Raw genomic sequence first — 14,937 nt, forward strand, 5'->3', positions numbered from 1 at the left:
TGTATCCCTCAAAAGCCCGCGTCAAGCGGGCTTTTTTTTGCGTGTGCGGCGTACTTTTAACACGCGGTTAATTGTTTATCGAATAAACTGCGAACAATTAACCTACTTTCACGCTGCTCAATGCCTGCTTTTCTCCGTTCCAGGAACGCGCTGTACCTGCTTGCCGCCTTCTTCATTCTCTTTTCCCTGCTGGTGCTGGATGTGCGTACCCTGATTCCGCCGGACGAAGGCCGTTATGCGGAAATGGCGCGCGAGATGCTGCTCAGCGGCGACTGGGTCACCACGCGCCTGAACGGCATCAAGTACTTCGAGAAGCCGCCGCTGCACACCTGGATGAGCGCCGTCGCTTTCGGGCTGTTCGGCATCGGCGAATGGCAGGCGCGCCTGTGGAACGGCGTATGCGGGATCGGCGGCGTGCTGATGGTCGCCTACACCGGCCAGCGCGTGTTCGGCGGCCGCGCCGGCCTGTATGGCGCCATGGTGCTGGCTTCCATGCTGTTCTGGGCGGCGGCGTCGCAATTCAATTCGCTGGACCTGCCGGTGGCCGCCACCATGACGCTGGCCCTGTGCGCGCTGCTGATCGCACAGCAGGACGGCGCCGATGTGGCGCAGCGCCGCCGCTGGATGCTGCTGTGCTGGGCCGCCATGGCGCTGTCGCTGCTGGCCAAGGGCCTGATCGGCATCGTGCTGCCGGGCGGCGTGCTGCTGGTGTACGCGCTGGTGAGCGGCGACCGTGGCATCTGGCGTCGCCTGCATCCCGTGACCGGACTGGCGCTGTTCCTGCTGTTGTCGCTGCCGTGGTTCCTGCTGGTGGCGGCGCGCAATCCCGAGCAGCCGCAGTTCTTCTTCATCCACGAGCACTGGGACCGGTTCTTCCTGAAGACGCACCACCGCGAAGGGCCGTGGTACTACTTCCTGGTGCTGCTGGTGCCGGCCACCATGCCGTGGTTGCTCACGCTGCCGGCCAGCCTGGCCGCCGCGCGCATGCGCGTGGCCGGACGCTTCCAGGCGCCGTTGCTGCTGCTGGTGTGGACCGCTTTCATCCTGCTGTTCTTCAGCTATTCCAGCTCCAAGCTGCCGGGCTATATGCTGCCGGTGTTCCCGGCGATGGCGCTGTTGGCGGGCGTCTACCTGGAACGGGCTTCGCGCAAGGCCGCGCTGGCGCCGGCGGGGCTGCTGATCGTCGTCGGCGTCGTCGGGCTGGCGTGCATGCCGTTGATCACGGTGGTCGACAGGCTGTTGCTGGGCGCCGGCTTTGCCGCCGCCATCATCTGCGGTGCGGCGGCGTGGCTGGCCGAATGGCGCGGACAGCGCGCCGGCATGGTGCTGCTGGCGGCGCTGGGCGGCTGGATGCTGACGCAACTGAGCATGGCTTCCTACGAGCCGGCAGGCCGCCATCAGGCTGGGCGCGACGCGGCGCTGAGCATCCGCGCCGAACTGAAACCGGATACGCCGGTTTACTCGGTCGGCACGTATGAGCAGTCGATGACGTTCTACATGCATCACATCGTGATCCCGGTGCATTACACCGGCGAGCTGGATTTCGGCCTGCAGCAGGAATCCTGGCGCGGCGTCGCGTCGATGGATGAATTCTATGGTCGCTGGCTGCTGAGCGCCGGCCGTGGCGTGCCGCAATACGCCATCGTCCGCGAAGACCTGTATGGCGTCATGCGTCTGCGCGGCTTGCCGATGATCGAACGTGCACGTGGTGACGGCGTGGTTGTGGTGACATCGCCGTTGAAATAGTTCCCCTTTTCGCGTCTCGCTTGGCAAAGGAGGGAAAGGATGCAACCGATGCTCTTACCATGTGCAATACCACCCGAATGGGACAACGATCCAGTCGGCCGGCGCGTGCAGGAGTGGATGCGTAAAACGCCGCTGCGCCTGACGATAGGCCGCATGGCGGTGGTCAAGGTGCTGGCGCAGGCCCAAACACCGGTGGACGCCGAAGCGGTGCTGCGCGGGCTGGTGGAGCAGGGCAACCCGACCAGTCTGGCCACCGTCTACCGCATTCTCAAGGAACTGGAACAGCACGCGCTGGTGGAACGCGAATGGCACCACAATTCGCTGGGCACCCGTTCGTGCTACGCAGTCAAGCTTGGACCGCAGCACAAGCGCGCCTGCTGTTTTCAGTGCGATGTCTGCGGCCGGCGGCGCAAGGTGGCCGAACCGGCGCTGGCGACGCAGCTGGCTGCCGCCGCCGAACATGAAGGCTACAACACGCAGCAGGAACTGGTGGTCGTGTCGCGCTGCGCGGCATGCAGCAAGAACTGAGGATCTAGACTTCGCTCCACTGGCGCAGCAGGTTGTGATAGTGGCCGGTCAGGCCGACCATCTCGTCGCAGTCGCCCAGGCGCGTGCGCAGCGCCTGGATATTGCGGTCCAGCTCCAGCAGCAGCGCGCGGCGGCCATCGTCGCGCACCATGCTCTGGGTCCAGAAGAAGGAGCAGACGCGCGCACCGCGCGTGACCGGCTCGACGCGGTGCACGCTGGTAGACGGGTACAGTATCAAGTCGCCCGCCGGCAGCTTCACCTCATGCACGCCATAGGCGTCTTCGACGATCAGCTCACCGCCGTCATATTCTTCCGGATCGCACAGGAACAGCGTGGTGGAGACATCGGTGCGCAGCCACTGGTTGGTGTCGGGGATGCGGCGCATGGAGCCGTCGATGTGATTGCCGTAATGCTCGCCGCCGGCATAGCTGTTGAACAGCGGCGGGCAGGTGCGCAGCGGCAGCGCGGCCGAGAAGAACAGCGGGCTGTTGGCCAGCGCGTCCAGCACGATCTGGCCCAGTTCGCGCGCCACCGGCGAGGTTTCCGGCAACTGGCGGTTTTGCTTGACCTTGGCGCCTTGCGTGCCGACGGTGGCGCGGCCATCGACCCAATCGGCTTCGTCGAGGCGGCGGCGGATGAAGGCAACCTGTTCGCGGGTGAGGACTTCGGGGATATGCAGCATCATGGTGAATCTACTCCGGTTGATAGGCACTGATACGCCTAGCATAATCGAAGACGGCCTGGTTAGCCATGGACCTTTAATGTTCCGTTCATGATGGCTCATGCAAAATGGCGAGTTCTCAAGATTAACCCTGATGGTGCAGCAGTGAAAAAAGTTCTTATCCTCGGCGTCAACGGCTTTATCGGCCACCACCTGTCGAAACGCATTCTGGAAACCACCGACTGGGAGGTGTACGGCATGGACATGAACACCGACCGTATTCCCGATCTGCTGGCGCATCCGCGCATGCACTTCTTTGAAGGCGACATCACCATCAACAAGGAGTGGGTGGACTATCACGTCAAGAAGTGCGACGTGATTCTGCCGCTGGTTGCCATCGCCACGCCATCGACTTATGTGAAAGCGCCGCTGCGCGTGTTCGAACTGGACTTCGAGGCCAACCTGCCGATCGTGCGCGCCGCCGCGAGGTACGGCAAGCATCTGGTGTTCCCATCGACGTCGGAAGTGTATGGCATGTGCCATGACGAGGAATTCGATCCGGAGAACTCGGAGCTGATCTGCGGCCCGATCAACAAGCCACGCTGGATCTATTCCAACGCCAAGCAGCTGATGGACCGTGTGATCTGGGGCTACGGCATGGAAGGCCTGAATTTCACGCTGTTCCGCCCATTTAACTGGATCGGCGCCGGCCTGGATTCGATCCACACGCCGAAGGAAGGCTCGTCGCGCGTGGTGACCCAGTTCTTCGGCCACATCGTCCGTGGCGAGAACATCTCGCTGGTCGACGGCGGTCACCAGAAGCGCGCCTTCACCGACATCGACGACGGCATCGACGCGCTGATGAAGATCATCGAGAACAAGAACGGCGCCGCCACCGGCAAGATCTACAACATCGGCAACCCGGTCAACAACTACTCGATCCGTGAACTGGCGCGCATGATGCTGGAGCTGGCCGACAAGTACCCGGAGTACGCCGCCGGCGCCAGCCAGGTCGGCATCGTCGAGACGACGTCCGGCGCCTACTACGGCGCCGGCTACCAGGACGTGCAGAACCGCGTGCCGAAGATCACCAACACCTTCGAAGAGCTGGATTGGCAGCCCACCACCAGCATGGCCGACGCGCTGAAGAAAATCTTCGATGCTTACCGTGGCCAGGTCGCCGATGCCAGGGCGCTGATGAACTAGGGAGTAAAATACCGTTTGTTCAATGGCATGGGGGTAGCGGCGTGCGCCTGCTTCTGGTGGAAGACGATCCGATGATCGGCGAGAGTATCGTGGATGGCTTGCGCGGCGAGAACTACGCCGTGGACTGGGTACGCGACGGCCGCGATGCGGAACTGGCGCTGGGCGGTGTCGCCTACGACCTGATGCTGCTGGATCTGGGCCTGCCGGTCAAGCAGGGCATGGAGGTGCTGCGCTCGGCGCGCACCCGCGGCGACGATCTGCCGGTGCTGATCATCACGGCGCGCGACGGCACGCCGGCCCGCGTTGAAGGACTGGATGCCGGCGCCGATGACTATCTGGTCAAACCGTTCGACCTGGACGAACTGCTGGCGCGCATCCGCGCGCTGCTGCGGCGCCGGGTCAATCGCACCCGTTCCGTGGTCGAACATGGCGGCCTGACGCTGGATCTGGCCAGTCACGAGGTGAGCTTCGGCGGCGAACAGGTCAAGCTGTCGGCGCGCGAGTTTTCCGTGCTGCGCGCCTTGCTGGACAATCCCGGCAGCGTGGTGTCCAAGAGTCAGCTGGAAGAAAAGCTGTACGGCTGGAATACCGAAGTCGAAAGCAATACCGTCGACGTCTACGTCCACCGCCTGCGCAAGAAATTCGGCGCCGACTTTATCAAGAACGTGCGCGGCGTCGGCTACAAGATTCCGGCGGCGCCATGAGCACCATCCGCCGCCAACTGCTGCTTGGCCTGCTGGGTGCGACGCTGTTCTGCACCCTGGGCGCCGGCGCGTCGCTTTATCGCTCGCTGCTCAACGAGACCAATGAGCTGGCCGATTTGCAGCTGCGCCAACTGGCCGCCACGCTGCCGCATGAATTTGCGCCGGCCGCCGAAGACCCTGAAGAAGAATTTGTGCTGCAAGCCTGGGACGAAGCCGGCAAGCCGCTGCCGCAGCTGTCGGCGGCCACGCAGCTGCCGCGTTATGCGGTGCAGGGCTATTCGCGGGTGTCGGCCTACGGCCAGCATTGGCGCCTGTACGGCGAAACGCGGCATGGGCGTTATGTGCAGGTGGCGCAGCCGACGTCGGCGCGCTATCACCTGGCGGCGCAAATGGCCTTGCGTGCGGGAGCGCCGCTGCTGGTGTTTGCGCTGCTGTTGGCGGTGCTGATGGTGGCGGTGGTGGGACGTGCGCTGCGGCCGTTGAATCGTCTGGCGCAGGCGGTGGCGGGGCGGTCGGCTGATACGCTGACGCCATTGGCTGCGGAGCAGGTGCCGCCGGAAATGCGGCCGGTGGTGGAGGCGCTGAATAGCCTGATGCAGAAATTTGAGGAGGCGCTGACGGCGCAGCGTACATTTGTGGCGGATGCCGCGCATGAACTGCGTTCGCCGTTGACGGCGTTGAAGCTGCAATTGCAGCTGGTGGAGCGGGCCGGCAGCGACGAGGCGCGGCGCGCGGCGCTGGGCAAGCTGCACGAACGGCTGGATCGCGGGACGCATCTGGTGCAGCAGTTGTTGAGTCTTGCACGGCATGAGAATGCGCAGGTGGCGGCGCTGCGGCCGGTGGACCTGGGGCTGTTGCTGGAATCGGCGGTGGCGGATCATTCCGCGCTGGCGGATAGTCGGGCGATTGATCTTGGCGTGGAGACGCCGGCGCAGGTGGTGGTGGCGGCGGACCCGGATGGTTTGCGCGTGCTGCTGAATAACCTGGTGGACAATGCGCTGCGGTACACGCAGCAGGGCGGCAGGGTGGATTTGCAGTCGGCTTATGAGAATGGCAGGCCGCTGCTGCGGGTGCGGGACAATGGGCCGGGAGTGCCGGAGCAGTATCGGGCGCGGTTGTTCGATCGATTCTTCCGGCCGGATGGTAATGATGCCTGGGGGTGTGGTTTGGGCTTGTCGATAGTTCGTAATATCGCCGATCACCATCGGGCAGAGATTCGGCTCAGCGATGCGGAGGCGGGGCGAGGGTTATGCGTTACGGTGGTGTTTCCGGCAGCCTGAGTATGATGCAGTAACGGCATGCGGCACCCCTGAAACCCGCACTTCGCTGCTGCCAGGGTCTGACCCCGTACGGGGTCAGACCCTTTTGGTAGGGGGGCTGCAAACTGTTATTACGCGCCTGGCGGTGGTCCGCCAGCACCTGGGCCGCCAGGACCGCCCGGGCCACCCGGACGTGGCCCCCAGCCTTCTTCACGTTTCTCGGCATTCGACGCCGTGCCGCCGAAGCGGTACGACAAGCCCACATAAAACACGCGGCCATCGAAGCGACGGGTACTGGTCTCACGCAAGGTATCGCTGTCGATGATGGTCTGCATCTTGTTGGTATTGAACAGATCCGTCACATTGGCCACCAGCGTCAGTTGCGGCGTCACCGTGTGGCGCCAGCTCATGTTGAAGGTGTGGTTGGCCGAACGGTAGCCCTGGCCCGACAAGGTCTTGCCCATCATTTGCAGCGCCATCTGGATCTGGTTGGCGGCATCATACGAATAGTTTAATCGCGCGCGGCCGCTCAGCGAGTTGGCGGTGCGGGTAATCAGATTGCCGCTGTCGTCGTAGAAGCTCTGCTGCGAGCGCGCCAGGTTGCCGCTGGTGTTCAGCGTCAGCGACGGCGTCAGCTTGCCGCTGACCGTGAATTCCAGGCCGCTCGAATGACTGCCTTCGCCGTTGGCGCGGGTGGTCAGCAGCACGTTGGGCGCGACGAAGTAGCGGTAGTCGACGATGGAATCTGTGTCCTTGCGGTAGTAGCCGCGCAGATTGGTTTCCAGGCCGCCGATCTTGGTCTCGTAGCCCACCTCGAAGGAGTCGGTCTTGGTCGGCTTCAGGTTGGGGTTACCCGAGAACACGTTGAACTCGTCGCGGTAGGTCACGTACGGATTCAGGTCGTTGGCGTTCGGACGGCGGATCCGGCGCGCGTAGGCGAAGCGCACGTTGGCGTTGTCGCTCACCTTGTACGTAGCGTAGGCGCTCGGAATGTAATTGATGTAGTGGTTCTTCGCCTCGACACTGCCGGTGATCTGATTGATGTCCATGTCGGTGTACTCGGCGCGCAGGCCGGCCAGCGCGCCCCAGCGGTCGTTCAGGCGCATCTGGTAGGTGCCATACAGCGCGTACACGGTTTCATCCAGCTCGTAGGCGTTGGTGCGGCCGTTGTTGACGGTGGCCACGCCGGTGATCGGATCGATGTCGGTGTACAGCGTGTCGACGCTGTTGTCGTTGGTCGCCACCTTGTAGCCCGCTTTCGCCGTGCCGCCCCACAGCGGACGCTCGTAGTCGCCGGTGAAGTCGACGATGCGGGTGTCGTTGTGGTTGTGCTGGTGCGCCATGGTGTCGATCCAGCCCGGCGTGGCGTAATCGTTGGTGTAGCGGTTGGTGTTGTCGTTTTCCGAGGCCGAGACGCGCAGGTCGATCTTCAGCGTTTCGCCCGGCAGCTCGCCCTTGTGGTCGTAGCGTGCGCCCCAGCCGAAGTTGTTGCTGTCGCCGTTGCGGGCGGTGGTGCGCACATAGTCGGCCGCCGGGATCAGGCTGGTGGCGCCGTTGACGTAGTGGTCGCTGGAGCGCTGGTCGTTGGTGCGGCTGTTGTACGAAAGGCTGCCGGTCAGGGTGTCGTTCTGGTTCAGGTTGTAGCTGACCGTGCCGTTCAGGCCGGCCATGTCGTTCAGACCGCGGCCGACCGAATCCTGGGTGTTGTGCACGAACTGGCCGGTGCGGGTGTCGAGCGTGTCGCGCACCGTTTCGCCGGTCGAGTTGCGGCCGTCGTGGCGCACGTTGGCGCTGCCCTGGAAGCCCCAGGCGCCTTCGTTGTAGCTGCCGTTGACGGCGCTGTTGTAGCGGCCGGCGGTGCCGGCGTTGCCGTTGACGGTGGCCGTGCCGCCCGGCTTGCGGTTGCGGCGCATCACCAGGTTCAGGATCGGGCCGCCGCCGGCTTCGTTGCCGAATTGCGCGCCGGGGTTGTTGATGACCTCGACCGATTCGATGTCGTCGGCCGCCATCGCCTGCAGGGCCGGGCCGCGGTTGTCGCCTTGCAGCATGGCCGACGGCTTGCCGTCCACCATGATCTGGACGTTGGTGCTGCCGCGCAGCGTGACCGTGCCGTCCGGGTCCACGTTGACCGACGGCACGTTGTTGAGGGCATCGGCAGCGGTGCCGTTGGTGCTGGAGATGTCGGACTTGACGTCATACACCTGGCGGTCGATGCGGTTGGTTGGGCGTTCTGCGGATACGGTTACTTCCGGCACAACCGGTGCGGCTTCCTTGGCGTCTTTGGCCTTGATGGTCGCGGTGGCTGGCTTGGCGGCTGGCTTTTCGGGGACGGTGGTTTGAGCGTAAGCTGGCAGAATTGCGCTGCCCGTAAGGCAGCAAGTAAGCAGTATCTTTTGCATGATTCGGACGGGACACCGTCTCTGTACGGTAGAGTTGCCATTATACCAGTTGAATATTCGTGAATTGACGGCATTTACGCTTCTTTACCCGGGCTTTACATTACAAGGACATAGGCTATGGCACGCGGAACGGCTTCTATCGGCAAGGACAGTTACACCACCAAAATCGAGGTCGGCGGCCACGCGCTGACGGCCGACGAATCGGTTCGCAACGGCGGCCACGACGCCGGGCCGGCGCCGTATGACTTCCTGTTGGCGGGGCTGGGCGCCTGCACCGCCATCACGCTGCGCATGTATGCCGACCGCAAGCAATGGCCGGTGACATCGGTCGATGTCCAGCTGCACCTGACCCACGCGGAAGACGGCGCCATGCTGGTCCGCCGCGCGCTGACCATCCAGGGCGAAGTGGACGCCGAACAAAAGGCCCGCATGGCCGAAATCGCCGAGAAGACGCCTGTCACGCTGACTCTCAAAGCCGGCCTGCGCATCGATACCACGCTCGGCTGAGCGCACCGATCGTGATTTGCCGCACCAGACCAATTCAGACACGGAGGCCCTATGAGCAAGAACGCGTTGCTATTTTGTATGTGCGTAGTTGTCACGGCACTCTGTTCTGCTGCACCAACTGCTTCTGATCGGATCAGATTCGATGGAATCGGTGACATTAAAATTGGACAGACGTTTGATGAAGTGTCCAAACTTTGGCCCAGTGAAATTAAACCGATACCCCCTGGCCTTAAAGCATCGCCAGACTGCTATCACGTATCGCCAACGAATCATCCTGGCGTGACACTGATGTTCAGACACGACCATCTTGTCCGAATTGATCTGACCAAAAAAACCGGACAAACTAAAAGTGGCGTCCGAATTGGCGACGATTTTGCTGTGTTGAAGCGCCACTATCAGGACGCAGTGTTTACAAATCAAAATAGTTCAGTGGAGGATAGGCAAGTCACAATCAGCTCTCCTGATAAGAAGTATGCCTTCAGGTTCTATTTTGAACATTCCAAAATTGCGAGTATCTCCTCTGGGCAAGTCGATGCTGTAGCTTTAGACGAAGGGTGTTACTGACACCCTTTACGCCTGATCATTTTTATCATTTCCGGGAACTGGTACAGCTGGCGCTTGGTCTAACCAAAGCAAGTTGAGCCGTATAACCACTTCCGGGAGATGATATGGACCTGACTAAACATCTGGCGGGGCTGCTCGTGGCCGCCGCCAGTTGCTCCGCCGTAGGCGCGCCTCTGTTGACGGAGGGCTTTAATGATGTGGCGACACTGTCTGCACGCGGCTGGGTGTTCCTCAACAATAGCTCACCGCCCGGCAGCACGGGCTGGTTCCAGGGACAGCCGGCATTCTTCCCGGCAGCGGCCGGACCGGCTGATTCCTACATCGCGGCCAACTTCAACAACGCCGCGTTCGGCGGTGAGGTCAGCAACTGGCTGCTGACGCCGCAGGTGGTGCTGGTCAATGGCGAATCGCTGAACTTCTCGTTGCGTCTGCTCGGCGAAGGGCTGCTGGACCGCGTTGAAGTCTACTTCAGCGACAGCGACGCCAGCACCGACGTTGGCGGCGATTTCTCGTTCCTGGCGGCTTTCGAATCGGATAGCGATACGGGCTGGCAAGATCAAACCGTACTGATCAACGGCCTGACCGCGCCGGCCAGCGGCCGCTTCGGCTTCCGTTACGTGGTCGATGACACCAGCCTCAACGGAAACTACGTCGGCATCGACAGCGTCAGCATCAATGCGCTGCCGGAACCCGCCACGATAGCGTTGGTGTGCCTGGGCGCATTGGCGCTGCGTCAACGCAAGCGCATCCGCCGCGGCTGGCTGGCCGCCGGCCTGGGCGGCATGGCGCTGGCCGCGCAGGCGGCATCGCCACAGAACGACGGCGTCATGAGTTTTCCGCACGTGCAGATCGTACAGCAGCCGGCGCCGGCCGCCGCGCCGCAGCAGGGCGGCTTCATGGCCTATAAAGACCCGGTCACCGGTCAACTGACCGGCCCCAACGCCGAACAGGCCGCCTTGCTGACGGCATCCGCCCGCGCGGTCGCGCCCATCGCCAGGCAGGCGCCGCCGCAAGTGGCGCGCGCGCAGCATGGCGGCGTCAGCCTGAAGCTGGACGACCGCCAGGCCCGCTACGCCGTGGCGCGCAAGGCCGCCGATGGCAGCATCACCGAAACCTGCGAACCCAAGCCGGGAGAACAGCAATGAACAAGCTGCTGACCTTCCTGATTGCATTGCTGCTGGGCTCCACCAGCTGGGCCGCAGCCACCATCACCATCGTCAACGGCGACCCGCCGGGTGTCGGCTTCAACGATCCCACGCTGGTCACGCCGGTGGGCGGCAACAGCGGCATCACGCTTGGCGCGCAGCGTCTGAACGCGTTCCAGGCCGCCGCCAGCAAGTGGGGCGAAACCTTGACCAGCACCGTGCCCATCCGCGTGCTGGCGACATGGGACGCCTTGCCGTGCACCGACACCGCCGCCGTGCTGGGCAGCGCCGGCGCGCTCGAAGTGTTTTCCGACTTCCCCGGCGCGCCGCAGCCCAACGCCTGGTACGGCAAGGCCGAAACCAACAAGCTGATCGGTTTCGACGCCGACCCGGACACGCCGGACATCCGTGCGCGCTTCAACGTCAATCTCGGCCAGCCCGGCTGCTTCACCGGCTCGCCGTTCTACTTGGGGCTGGACAACCAGCACGGCCCGTACACCGACCTGGTGACCGTGCTGCTGCATGAGTTTGCGCACGGCCTCGGCTTCCAGACCTACACCGACGACCAGAGCGGCGAACTGCTGGCCGGCATCCCCAGCATCTGGGACTACTTCCTGCTCGACACCAGCACCGGCAAGGTGTGGAAGGACATGACCGACGCCGAGCGGGCGGCGTCAGCCATCAAATCCGGCAAGCTGGTGTGGAATGGCGTACTGGTCACGGCCGCCGCGCAGAGCGTGCTCCAGCGCGGCACGCCGATCCTGACGGTGCTGACGCCGCCGGAAGTGGCGGGCGTCTACCAGGTCGGCACCGCCGGCTTCGGCCCGCCGCTGTCCAGTCCGGGCCTGACCGGCGAGGTGATGCCGGTGGTCGATACGCCGCCGGACCTGGGCCTGGCCTGCGCACCGCTGTCGCCGCTCAACCTGCTGGCGGTCAAGGGCAAGATCGCGCTGGTCGACCGCGGCGTGTGCACCTTCGTGGTCAAGATCCGCAATGTGCAGGATGCCGGCGCCATCGGCGCGATTGTGGTCGACAATGTGGCCGGCGCGCCGCCGCCCGGCCTGGGCGGCAGCGATCCGTCGATTGTCATTCCGGCGGTGCGCATCACGCAGGAGGACGGCCAGGTGCTGAAGCAGGCGCTGGCGAAGCGCACGCGCACGCATTCGGGCATGTTCGCCAATCTCGGCGTGAATCTCGGCGTGCGGGCCGGCGCCGATCCGCTGGGACGGATGCTGATGTATGCGCCGCGGCCCAATCAGCCTGGATCATCGGTCTCGCATTACGACACCAGCGCCACGCCCAACCTGCTGATGGAACCGGCGATCAACGCCGATCTGACGCACGAAGTGAAGCCGCCATTCGACTTGACCTATCCGCTGCTCAGGGATATCGGGTGGTAGGGCGTCAGGCCGGCGCGGTGGTGACGTAGTCGACGATGCGGTCGGCGCAGGCCTCGGAGATGGCGATGAAGCGGGCGCCGTTGCGGAAGCGCCCGTGCGTGCCTACGGTGCTGCTATGGACCACGGTCAGCGTGATCTCGTTGCGGATCGAACTGCCGGGGAAGCAGAAATTCAATAGCAGTTGTTCATCGGTAGGCATCGCATGGTCGCTGACGAAGGCGACGCCCATGCGCGAGATATCGATAATCTGCGTGGGCGTTGTGTTCTTGCCATGGGTGTCAGTGATGTAGGCGTCCACCTGAAGCAGGCGCCTTACATGCTCTCGTCTCGGGTCCATCGTTTTTTGGGATAGCCGCTAAAAGCAGTAGTATGACAGATCCGCATCCCCCTCGGCCAGCGCCGTGTGCTGCCGCACATACGGGCACTGTGTTTCTTGCTACGTTGGCAGCATGACTACACAACTCGACAAACAGGTGGACCGGCTGCTGCGCAAGGTCTTCGGCATCGAAGCGCTGCGCGATGGCCAGCGCCGCGTCATCGACAGCGTGCTGGCCGGCCGCGACACGCTGGCCGTCATGCCGACCGGAAGCGGCAAATCGCTGTGCTACCAGTTGCCCGCGCGGCTGATGAAGGGGATGACGCTGGTCGTCTCGCCATTGATCTCGCTGATGAAGGACCAGGCGGAGCGGCTGGAAGAGGGCGGCATCGCCAGCGCCACGCAGGTCAACAGCAGCCTGTCGCGCGCCGACGAGCTGGAAGCGCTGGAGGCGATTGAAAACGCCGGCAAGGATGTGGTGTTCTGCACGCCCGAACGGTTGGCGACAGCCGAATTCCAGGCGCTGCTGCAACAGCAGGAGATTGCGCTGGTGGTCATCGACGAGGCCCACTGCATTTCGCAGTGGGGCCACGACTTCCGGCCCGCCTTCCTGGAAATCGGCGCCGCGCTGGACGCGCTGGGCAAGCCGCAGGTGCTGGCGTTGACCGCCACCGCCACCGACGACGTGATCGCCGACATCCGCGCGCAGCTGGCGCGGCCGCGCATGCGCGTGGTGAACACGGGGATCTACCGGCCCAACCTGCAATACCGCGTGCGCCAGGTGACCAATCCTGATGAAAAGAACGATGTGCTGCTGGAGCTGGTGCGTAACACGCCCGGCGTCGGCATCATCTACGCCGCCACCGTCAAGGCGGTGAAGGAGACCTACGCCTTGCTGGCGGAGGCTGGCGAAAGCGTCACGCTATACCATGGCCGCCTGAAGGCGGCGGAGCGCAGCGAGAACCAGAACCTGTTCATGAACGGCGAACGCCGCGTGATGGTGGCGACCAATGCCTTCGGCATGGGCATCGACAAGACCGATACGCGCTTCGTCATTCACCTGCAGGTGCCGGGCAATCTGGAAGCCTATTATCAGGAATCGGGCCGCGCCGGCCGCGATGGTGAGGATGCCGAGTGCACGCTGCTGTACTACCACGACGACACCCGCCTGCAGAAGTTCTTCCTGATGAAGAGCAAGGCGCCCGACGAGAAGCATGAACTCGACCGCGAAAAGCTGGAACGCATGATCAACTATGCGCAAAGCGGCTTTTGCCGCTGGAAGCTGCTGCTGGATTACTTCGGCGACCCGGTTCCCGGTTTCGAGAAGTGCTGCCGCTGCGACAACTGCCAGTCGCCACCGGTCATCTCAGGGGATCACCTCGAACAGCAGGAACTGGGTCACCTGGGACTTGCTGAAGTTGTCGTCCGAGATCAGCATCAGGCTGGCGTGGCCGTTGGCTAGGCGCGGGCCAAAGGCGATGCCTTCCAGGTTGTCGATGATCGGCAGGCCGACGCTGGCCAGATCGAGCACCAGGCGTTTTTTCATCTGCGTGAACTGTGCGCCTTGCAGCGTCGGCAGGTTCTGGATGTCGCTGGCGCCGGTGGCGTCGATTTCGTAGATGCGCACATAGGTCTTGTAGCTGTCGTCATCGGCCTGCACGCCGGAGCGTTCCAGCGTCAGCAGGCGCGTATCGCTGAGCGACAGCATCTCCGAGATGCCGTTGTCGGCCGCCTTGCCTTTGCCCGGTGTGGCCGGAATCGCATCCAGCGGATACGCGTACTGGCCCAGCACCTTGCCGTCGCGCGTGAAGTGGGTGATGCGGTTGATCGCGCCATGCGTCGGATCTGGCTCCGGGCCGTCCTGGTACATCGGACCTTCCAGCGATACCCACAGCGTGCGACCGTCCGGCGCAAAGCTCAAACCTTCGAATGCCTGGTTGTCGCGCGGCCCGAACTTGCGTTCCTTCGACACCGTGAACAGCGGCGGCAGCGGCAGCTCGGAAATGAAACGGCCATCGCGCGTGGCGTGGCGCACAAACGGATCGAGGCCCAGCTTGACGTCGCCTTCGCTGGCGTACCAGATGCTGGCGTCCCGCGGATCGACGCGCATGGTTTCCAGGTCCGGCACCACGCCATGGCCGGCCTTGTAGCCTTCCTTCGGTGGATAAACGCTGCCATCCGGTTGCAGCAGCATGGTCACGCCGGTCAGCTGCACCGGCTGGAACGCATGTTCGTCGAACGCCAGCCTGGCGCGGTAGTAGCGCGCCGGATTGTGCTGCGAGCGGTCGTCGCTGATCATCACCCATTCATCGTTGGCGGCGTCGTAGTCGATGCCGGACAGGCCGCCGACCATGGTGCCCTGGAACTGCATGCGGTAGGGCAGGCGCTGCTCACCGATGAAGCGCAGGCTGGAAACCGTGTTCGGCTGCTGGACGGGAAGCTGTGCGCAGGCGCCCAGGGCGAGCGCACTGATAAGAGTGATGATGGTCTTTTTCATGGACG

General features: G+C 63.5%; 14 protein-coding genes. 10 read left to right on the forward strand and 4 right to left on the reverse strand.

Annotated features, from left to right (window positions below):
* Positions 1 to 120: 120 nt before the first annotated feature.
* Entirely contained in the window at positions 121 to 1,746 is a 1,626-nt protein-coding gene (locus GJ698_RS11000; protein ID WP_154357667.1) for a glycosyltransferase family 39 protein, read from the forward strand.
* Between the two features lie 117 nt (positions 1,747 to 1,863).
* Positions 1,864 to 2,274 carry a Fur family transcriptional regulator gene (locus GJ698_RS11005; protein WP_166454850.1) on the forward strand — a complete coding sequence of 137 codons (411 nt, stop codon included), beginning with the start codon at positions 1,864 to 1,866 and terminating at the stop codon, positions 2,272 to 2,274.
* A 4-nt stretch (positions 2,275 to 2,278) separates the two neighbouring features.
* On the opposite strand, the gene GJ698_RS11010 is transcribed toward GJ698_RS11005, so the two are convergent.
* A complete protein-coding gene (locus GJ698_RS11010) occupies positions 2,279 to 2,959 on the reverse strand; it encodes a Fe2+-dependent dioxygenase (protein ID WP_154357669.1) in 681 nt (226 codons plus the stop codon).
* A gap of 141 nt (positions 2,960 to 3,100) precedes the next feature.
* Between GJ698_RS11010 and GJ698_RS11015 the strand changes: the two genes are divergently transcribed.
* From GJ698_RS11015 to GJ698_RS11025, 3 genes are read left to right on the forward strand one after another with little or no spacing between them, the layout of a single operon-like run.
* Positions 3,101 to 4,141 (forward strand): bifunctional UDP-4-keto-pentose/UDP-xylose synthase, encoded by a 1,041-nt coding sequence (locus GJ698_RS11015; RefSeq protein WP_371865240.1) that lies wholly within the window; start codon positions 3,101 to 3,103, stop codon positions 4,139 to 4,141.
* 41 nt (positions 4,142 to 4,182) lie between these two features.
* A complete protein-coding gene (locus GJ698_RS11020) occupies positions 4,183 to 4,845 on the forward strand; it encodes a response regulator (protein WP_371865241.1) in 663 nt (220 codons plus the stop codon).
* A complete protein-coding gene (locus tag GJ698_RS11025) occupies positions 4,842 to 6,125 on the forward strand; it encodes an ATP-binding protein (RefSeq protein WP_154357670.1) in 1,284 nt (427 codons plus the stop codon). The genes GJ698_RS11020 and GJ698_RS11025 overlap by 4 nt, the downstream gene beginning before the upstream one ends.
* Positions 6,126 to 6,235: 110 nt before the next feature.
* Here GJ698_RS11025 and GJ698_RS11030 read toward each other — a convergent pair whose 3' ends face one another.
* Positions 6,236 to 8,503, reverse strand: coding sequence for an outer membrane beta-barrel family protein (locus GJ698_RS11030; RefSeq protein ID WP_154357671.1), 2,268 nt, complete (start codon positions 8,501 to 8,503; stop codon positions 6,236 to 6,238).
* Between the two features lie 117 nt (positions 8,504 to 8,620).
* On the opposite strand from GJ698_RS11030, the gene GJ698_RS11035 reads away from it, so the two are divergent.
* From GJ698_RS11035 to GJ698_RS11050, 4 genes are all read left to right on the forward strand, one after another.
* Complete coding sequence (locus GJ698_RS11035) at positions 8,621 to 9,010, forward strand: OsmC family protein (protein WP_154357672.1); 390 nt, start codon at positions 8,621 to 8,623, stop codon at positions 9,008 to 9,010.
* A gap of 51 nt (positions 9,011 to 9,061) precedes the next feature.
* Positions 9,062 to 9,574 carry a hypothetical protein gene (locus tag GJ698_RS11040; protein ID WP_154357673.1) on the forward strand — a complete coding sequence of 171 codons (513 nt, stop codon included), beginning with the start codon at positions 9,062 to 9,064 and terminating at the stop codon, positions 9,572 to 9,574.
* A 104-nt stretch (positions 9,575 to 9,678) separates the two neighbouring features.
* A complete protein-coding gene (locus GJ698_RS11045; RefSeq protein WP_154357674.1) occupies positions 9,679 to 10,719 on the forward strand; it encodes a choice-of-anchor J domain-containing protein in 1,041 nt (346 codons plus the stop codon).
* The gene (locus tag GJ698_RS11050) at positions 10,716 to 12,119 is read left to right on the forward strand and encodes a PA domain-containing protein (protein ID WP_154357675.1); all 1,404 of its coding nucleotides are present in this window, start codon (positions 10,716 to 10,718) and stop codon (positions 12,117 to 12,119) included. Before GJ698_RS11045 ends, GJ698_RS11050 begins: the two co-directional genes overlap by 4 nt.
* Positions 12,120 to 12,123: 4 nt before the next feature.
* Here the strand turns inward: GJ698_RS11050 and GJ698_RS11055 are convergent, their stop codons facing one another.
* Complete coding sequence (locus GJ698_RS11055) at positions 12,124 to 12,456, reverse strand: PilZ domain-containing protein (protein WP_154357676.1); 333 nt, start codon at positions 12,454 to 12,456, stop codon at positions 12,124 to 12,126.
* 112 nt (positions 12,457 to 12,568) lie between these two features.
* On the opposite strand from GJ698_RS11055, the gene GJ698_RS11060 reads away from it, so the two are divergent.
* Positions 12,569 to 13,897 carry a RecQ family ATP-dependent DNA helicase gene (locus GJ698_RS11060; RefSeq protein WP_154357677.1) on the forward strand — a complete coding sequence of 443 codons (1,329 nt, stop codon included), beginning with the start codon at positions 12,569 to 12,571 and terminating at the stop codon, positions 13,895 to 13,897.
* Here GJ698_RS11060 and GJ698_RS11065 read toward each other — a convergent pair.
* The gene (locus tag GJ698_RS11065) at positions 13,802 to 14,932 is read right to left on the reverse strand and encodes an esterase-like activity of phytase family protein (protein ID WP_154357678.1); all 1,131 of its coding nucleotides are present in this window, start codon (positions 14,930 to 14,932) and stop codon (positions 13,802 to 13,804) included. The two genes, GJ698_RS11060 and GJ698_RS11065, sit on opposite strands and share 96 nt — an antisense overlap.
* Positions 14,933 to 14,937 lie beyond the last annotated feature (5 nt).

It is taken from the genome of Duganella aquatilis (assembly GCF_009674565.1).
GTDB classification, from domain to species: domain Bacteria; phylum Pseudomonadota; class Gammaproteobacteria; order Burkholderiales; family Burkholderiaceae_D; genus Rugamonas; species Rugamonas aquatilis.

Excerpts from the sequence above, each read along its gene's own strand:
- GJ698_RS11005 (WP_166454850.1), top strand. The coding sequence starts at position 1,864 with ATGCGTAAAACGCCGCTGCGCCTGACGATAGGCCGCATGGCGGTGGTC.
- GJ698_RS11000 (WP_154357667.1), top strand. The coding sequence starts at position 121 with ATGCCTGCTTTTCTCCGTTCCAGGAACGCGCTGTACCTGCTTGCCGCC.
- GJ698_RS11060 (WP_154357677.1), top strand. The coding sequence starts at position 12,569 with ATGACTACACAACTCGACAAACAGGTGGACCGGCTGCTGCGCAAGGTC.
- GJ698_RS11010 (WP_154357669.1), bottom strand. The coding sequence starts at position 2,959 with ATGATGCTGCATATCCCCGAAGTCCTCACCCGCGAACAGGTTGCCTTC.
- GJ698_RS11035 (WP_154357672.1), top strand. The coding sequence starts at position 8,621 with ATGGCACGCGGAACGGCTTCTATCGGCAAGGACAGTTACACCACCAAA.
- GJ698_RS11055 (WP_154357676.1), bottom strand. The coding sequence starts at position 12,456 with ATGGACCCGAGACGAGAGCATGTAAGGCGCCTGCTTCAGGTGGACGCC.
- GJ698_RS11030 (WP_154357671.1), bottom strand. The coding sequence starts at position 8,503 with ATGCAAAAGATACTGCTTACTTGCTGCCTTACGGGCAGCGCAATTCTG.
- GJ698_RS11050 (WP_154357675.1), top strand. The coding sequence starts at position 10,716 with ATGAACAAGCTGCTGACCTTCCTGATTGCATTGCTGCTGGGCTCCACC.
- GJ698_RS11045 (WP_154357674.1), top strand. The coding sequence starts at position 9,679 with ATGGACCTGACTAAACATCTGGCGGGGCTGCTCGTGGCCGCCGCCAGT.
- GJ698_RS11025 (WP_154357670.1), top strand. The coding sequence starts at position 4,842 with ATGAGCACCATCCGCCGCCAACTGCTGCTTGGCCTGCTGGGTGCGACG.
- GJ698_RS11040 (WP_154357673.1), top strand. The coding sequence starts at position 9,062 with ATGAGCAAGAACGCGTTGCTATTTTGTATGTGCGTAGTTGTCACGGCA.
- GJ698_RS11065 (WP_154357678.1), bottom strand. The coding sequence starts at position 14,932 with ATGAAAAAGACCATCATCACTCTTATCAGTGCGCTCGCCCTGGGCGCC.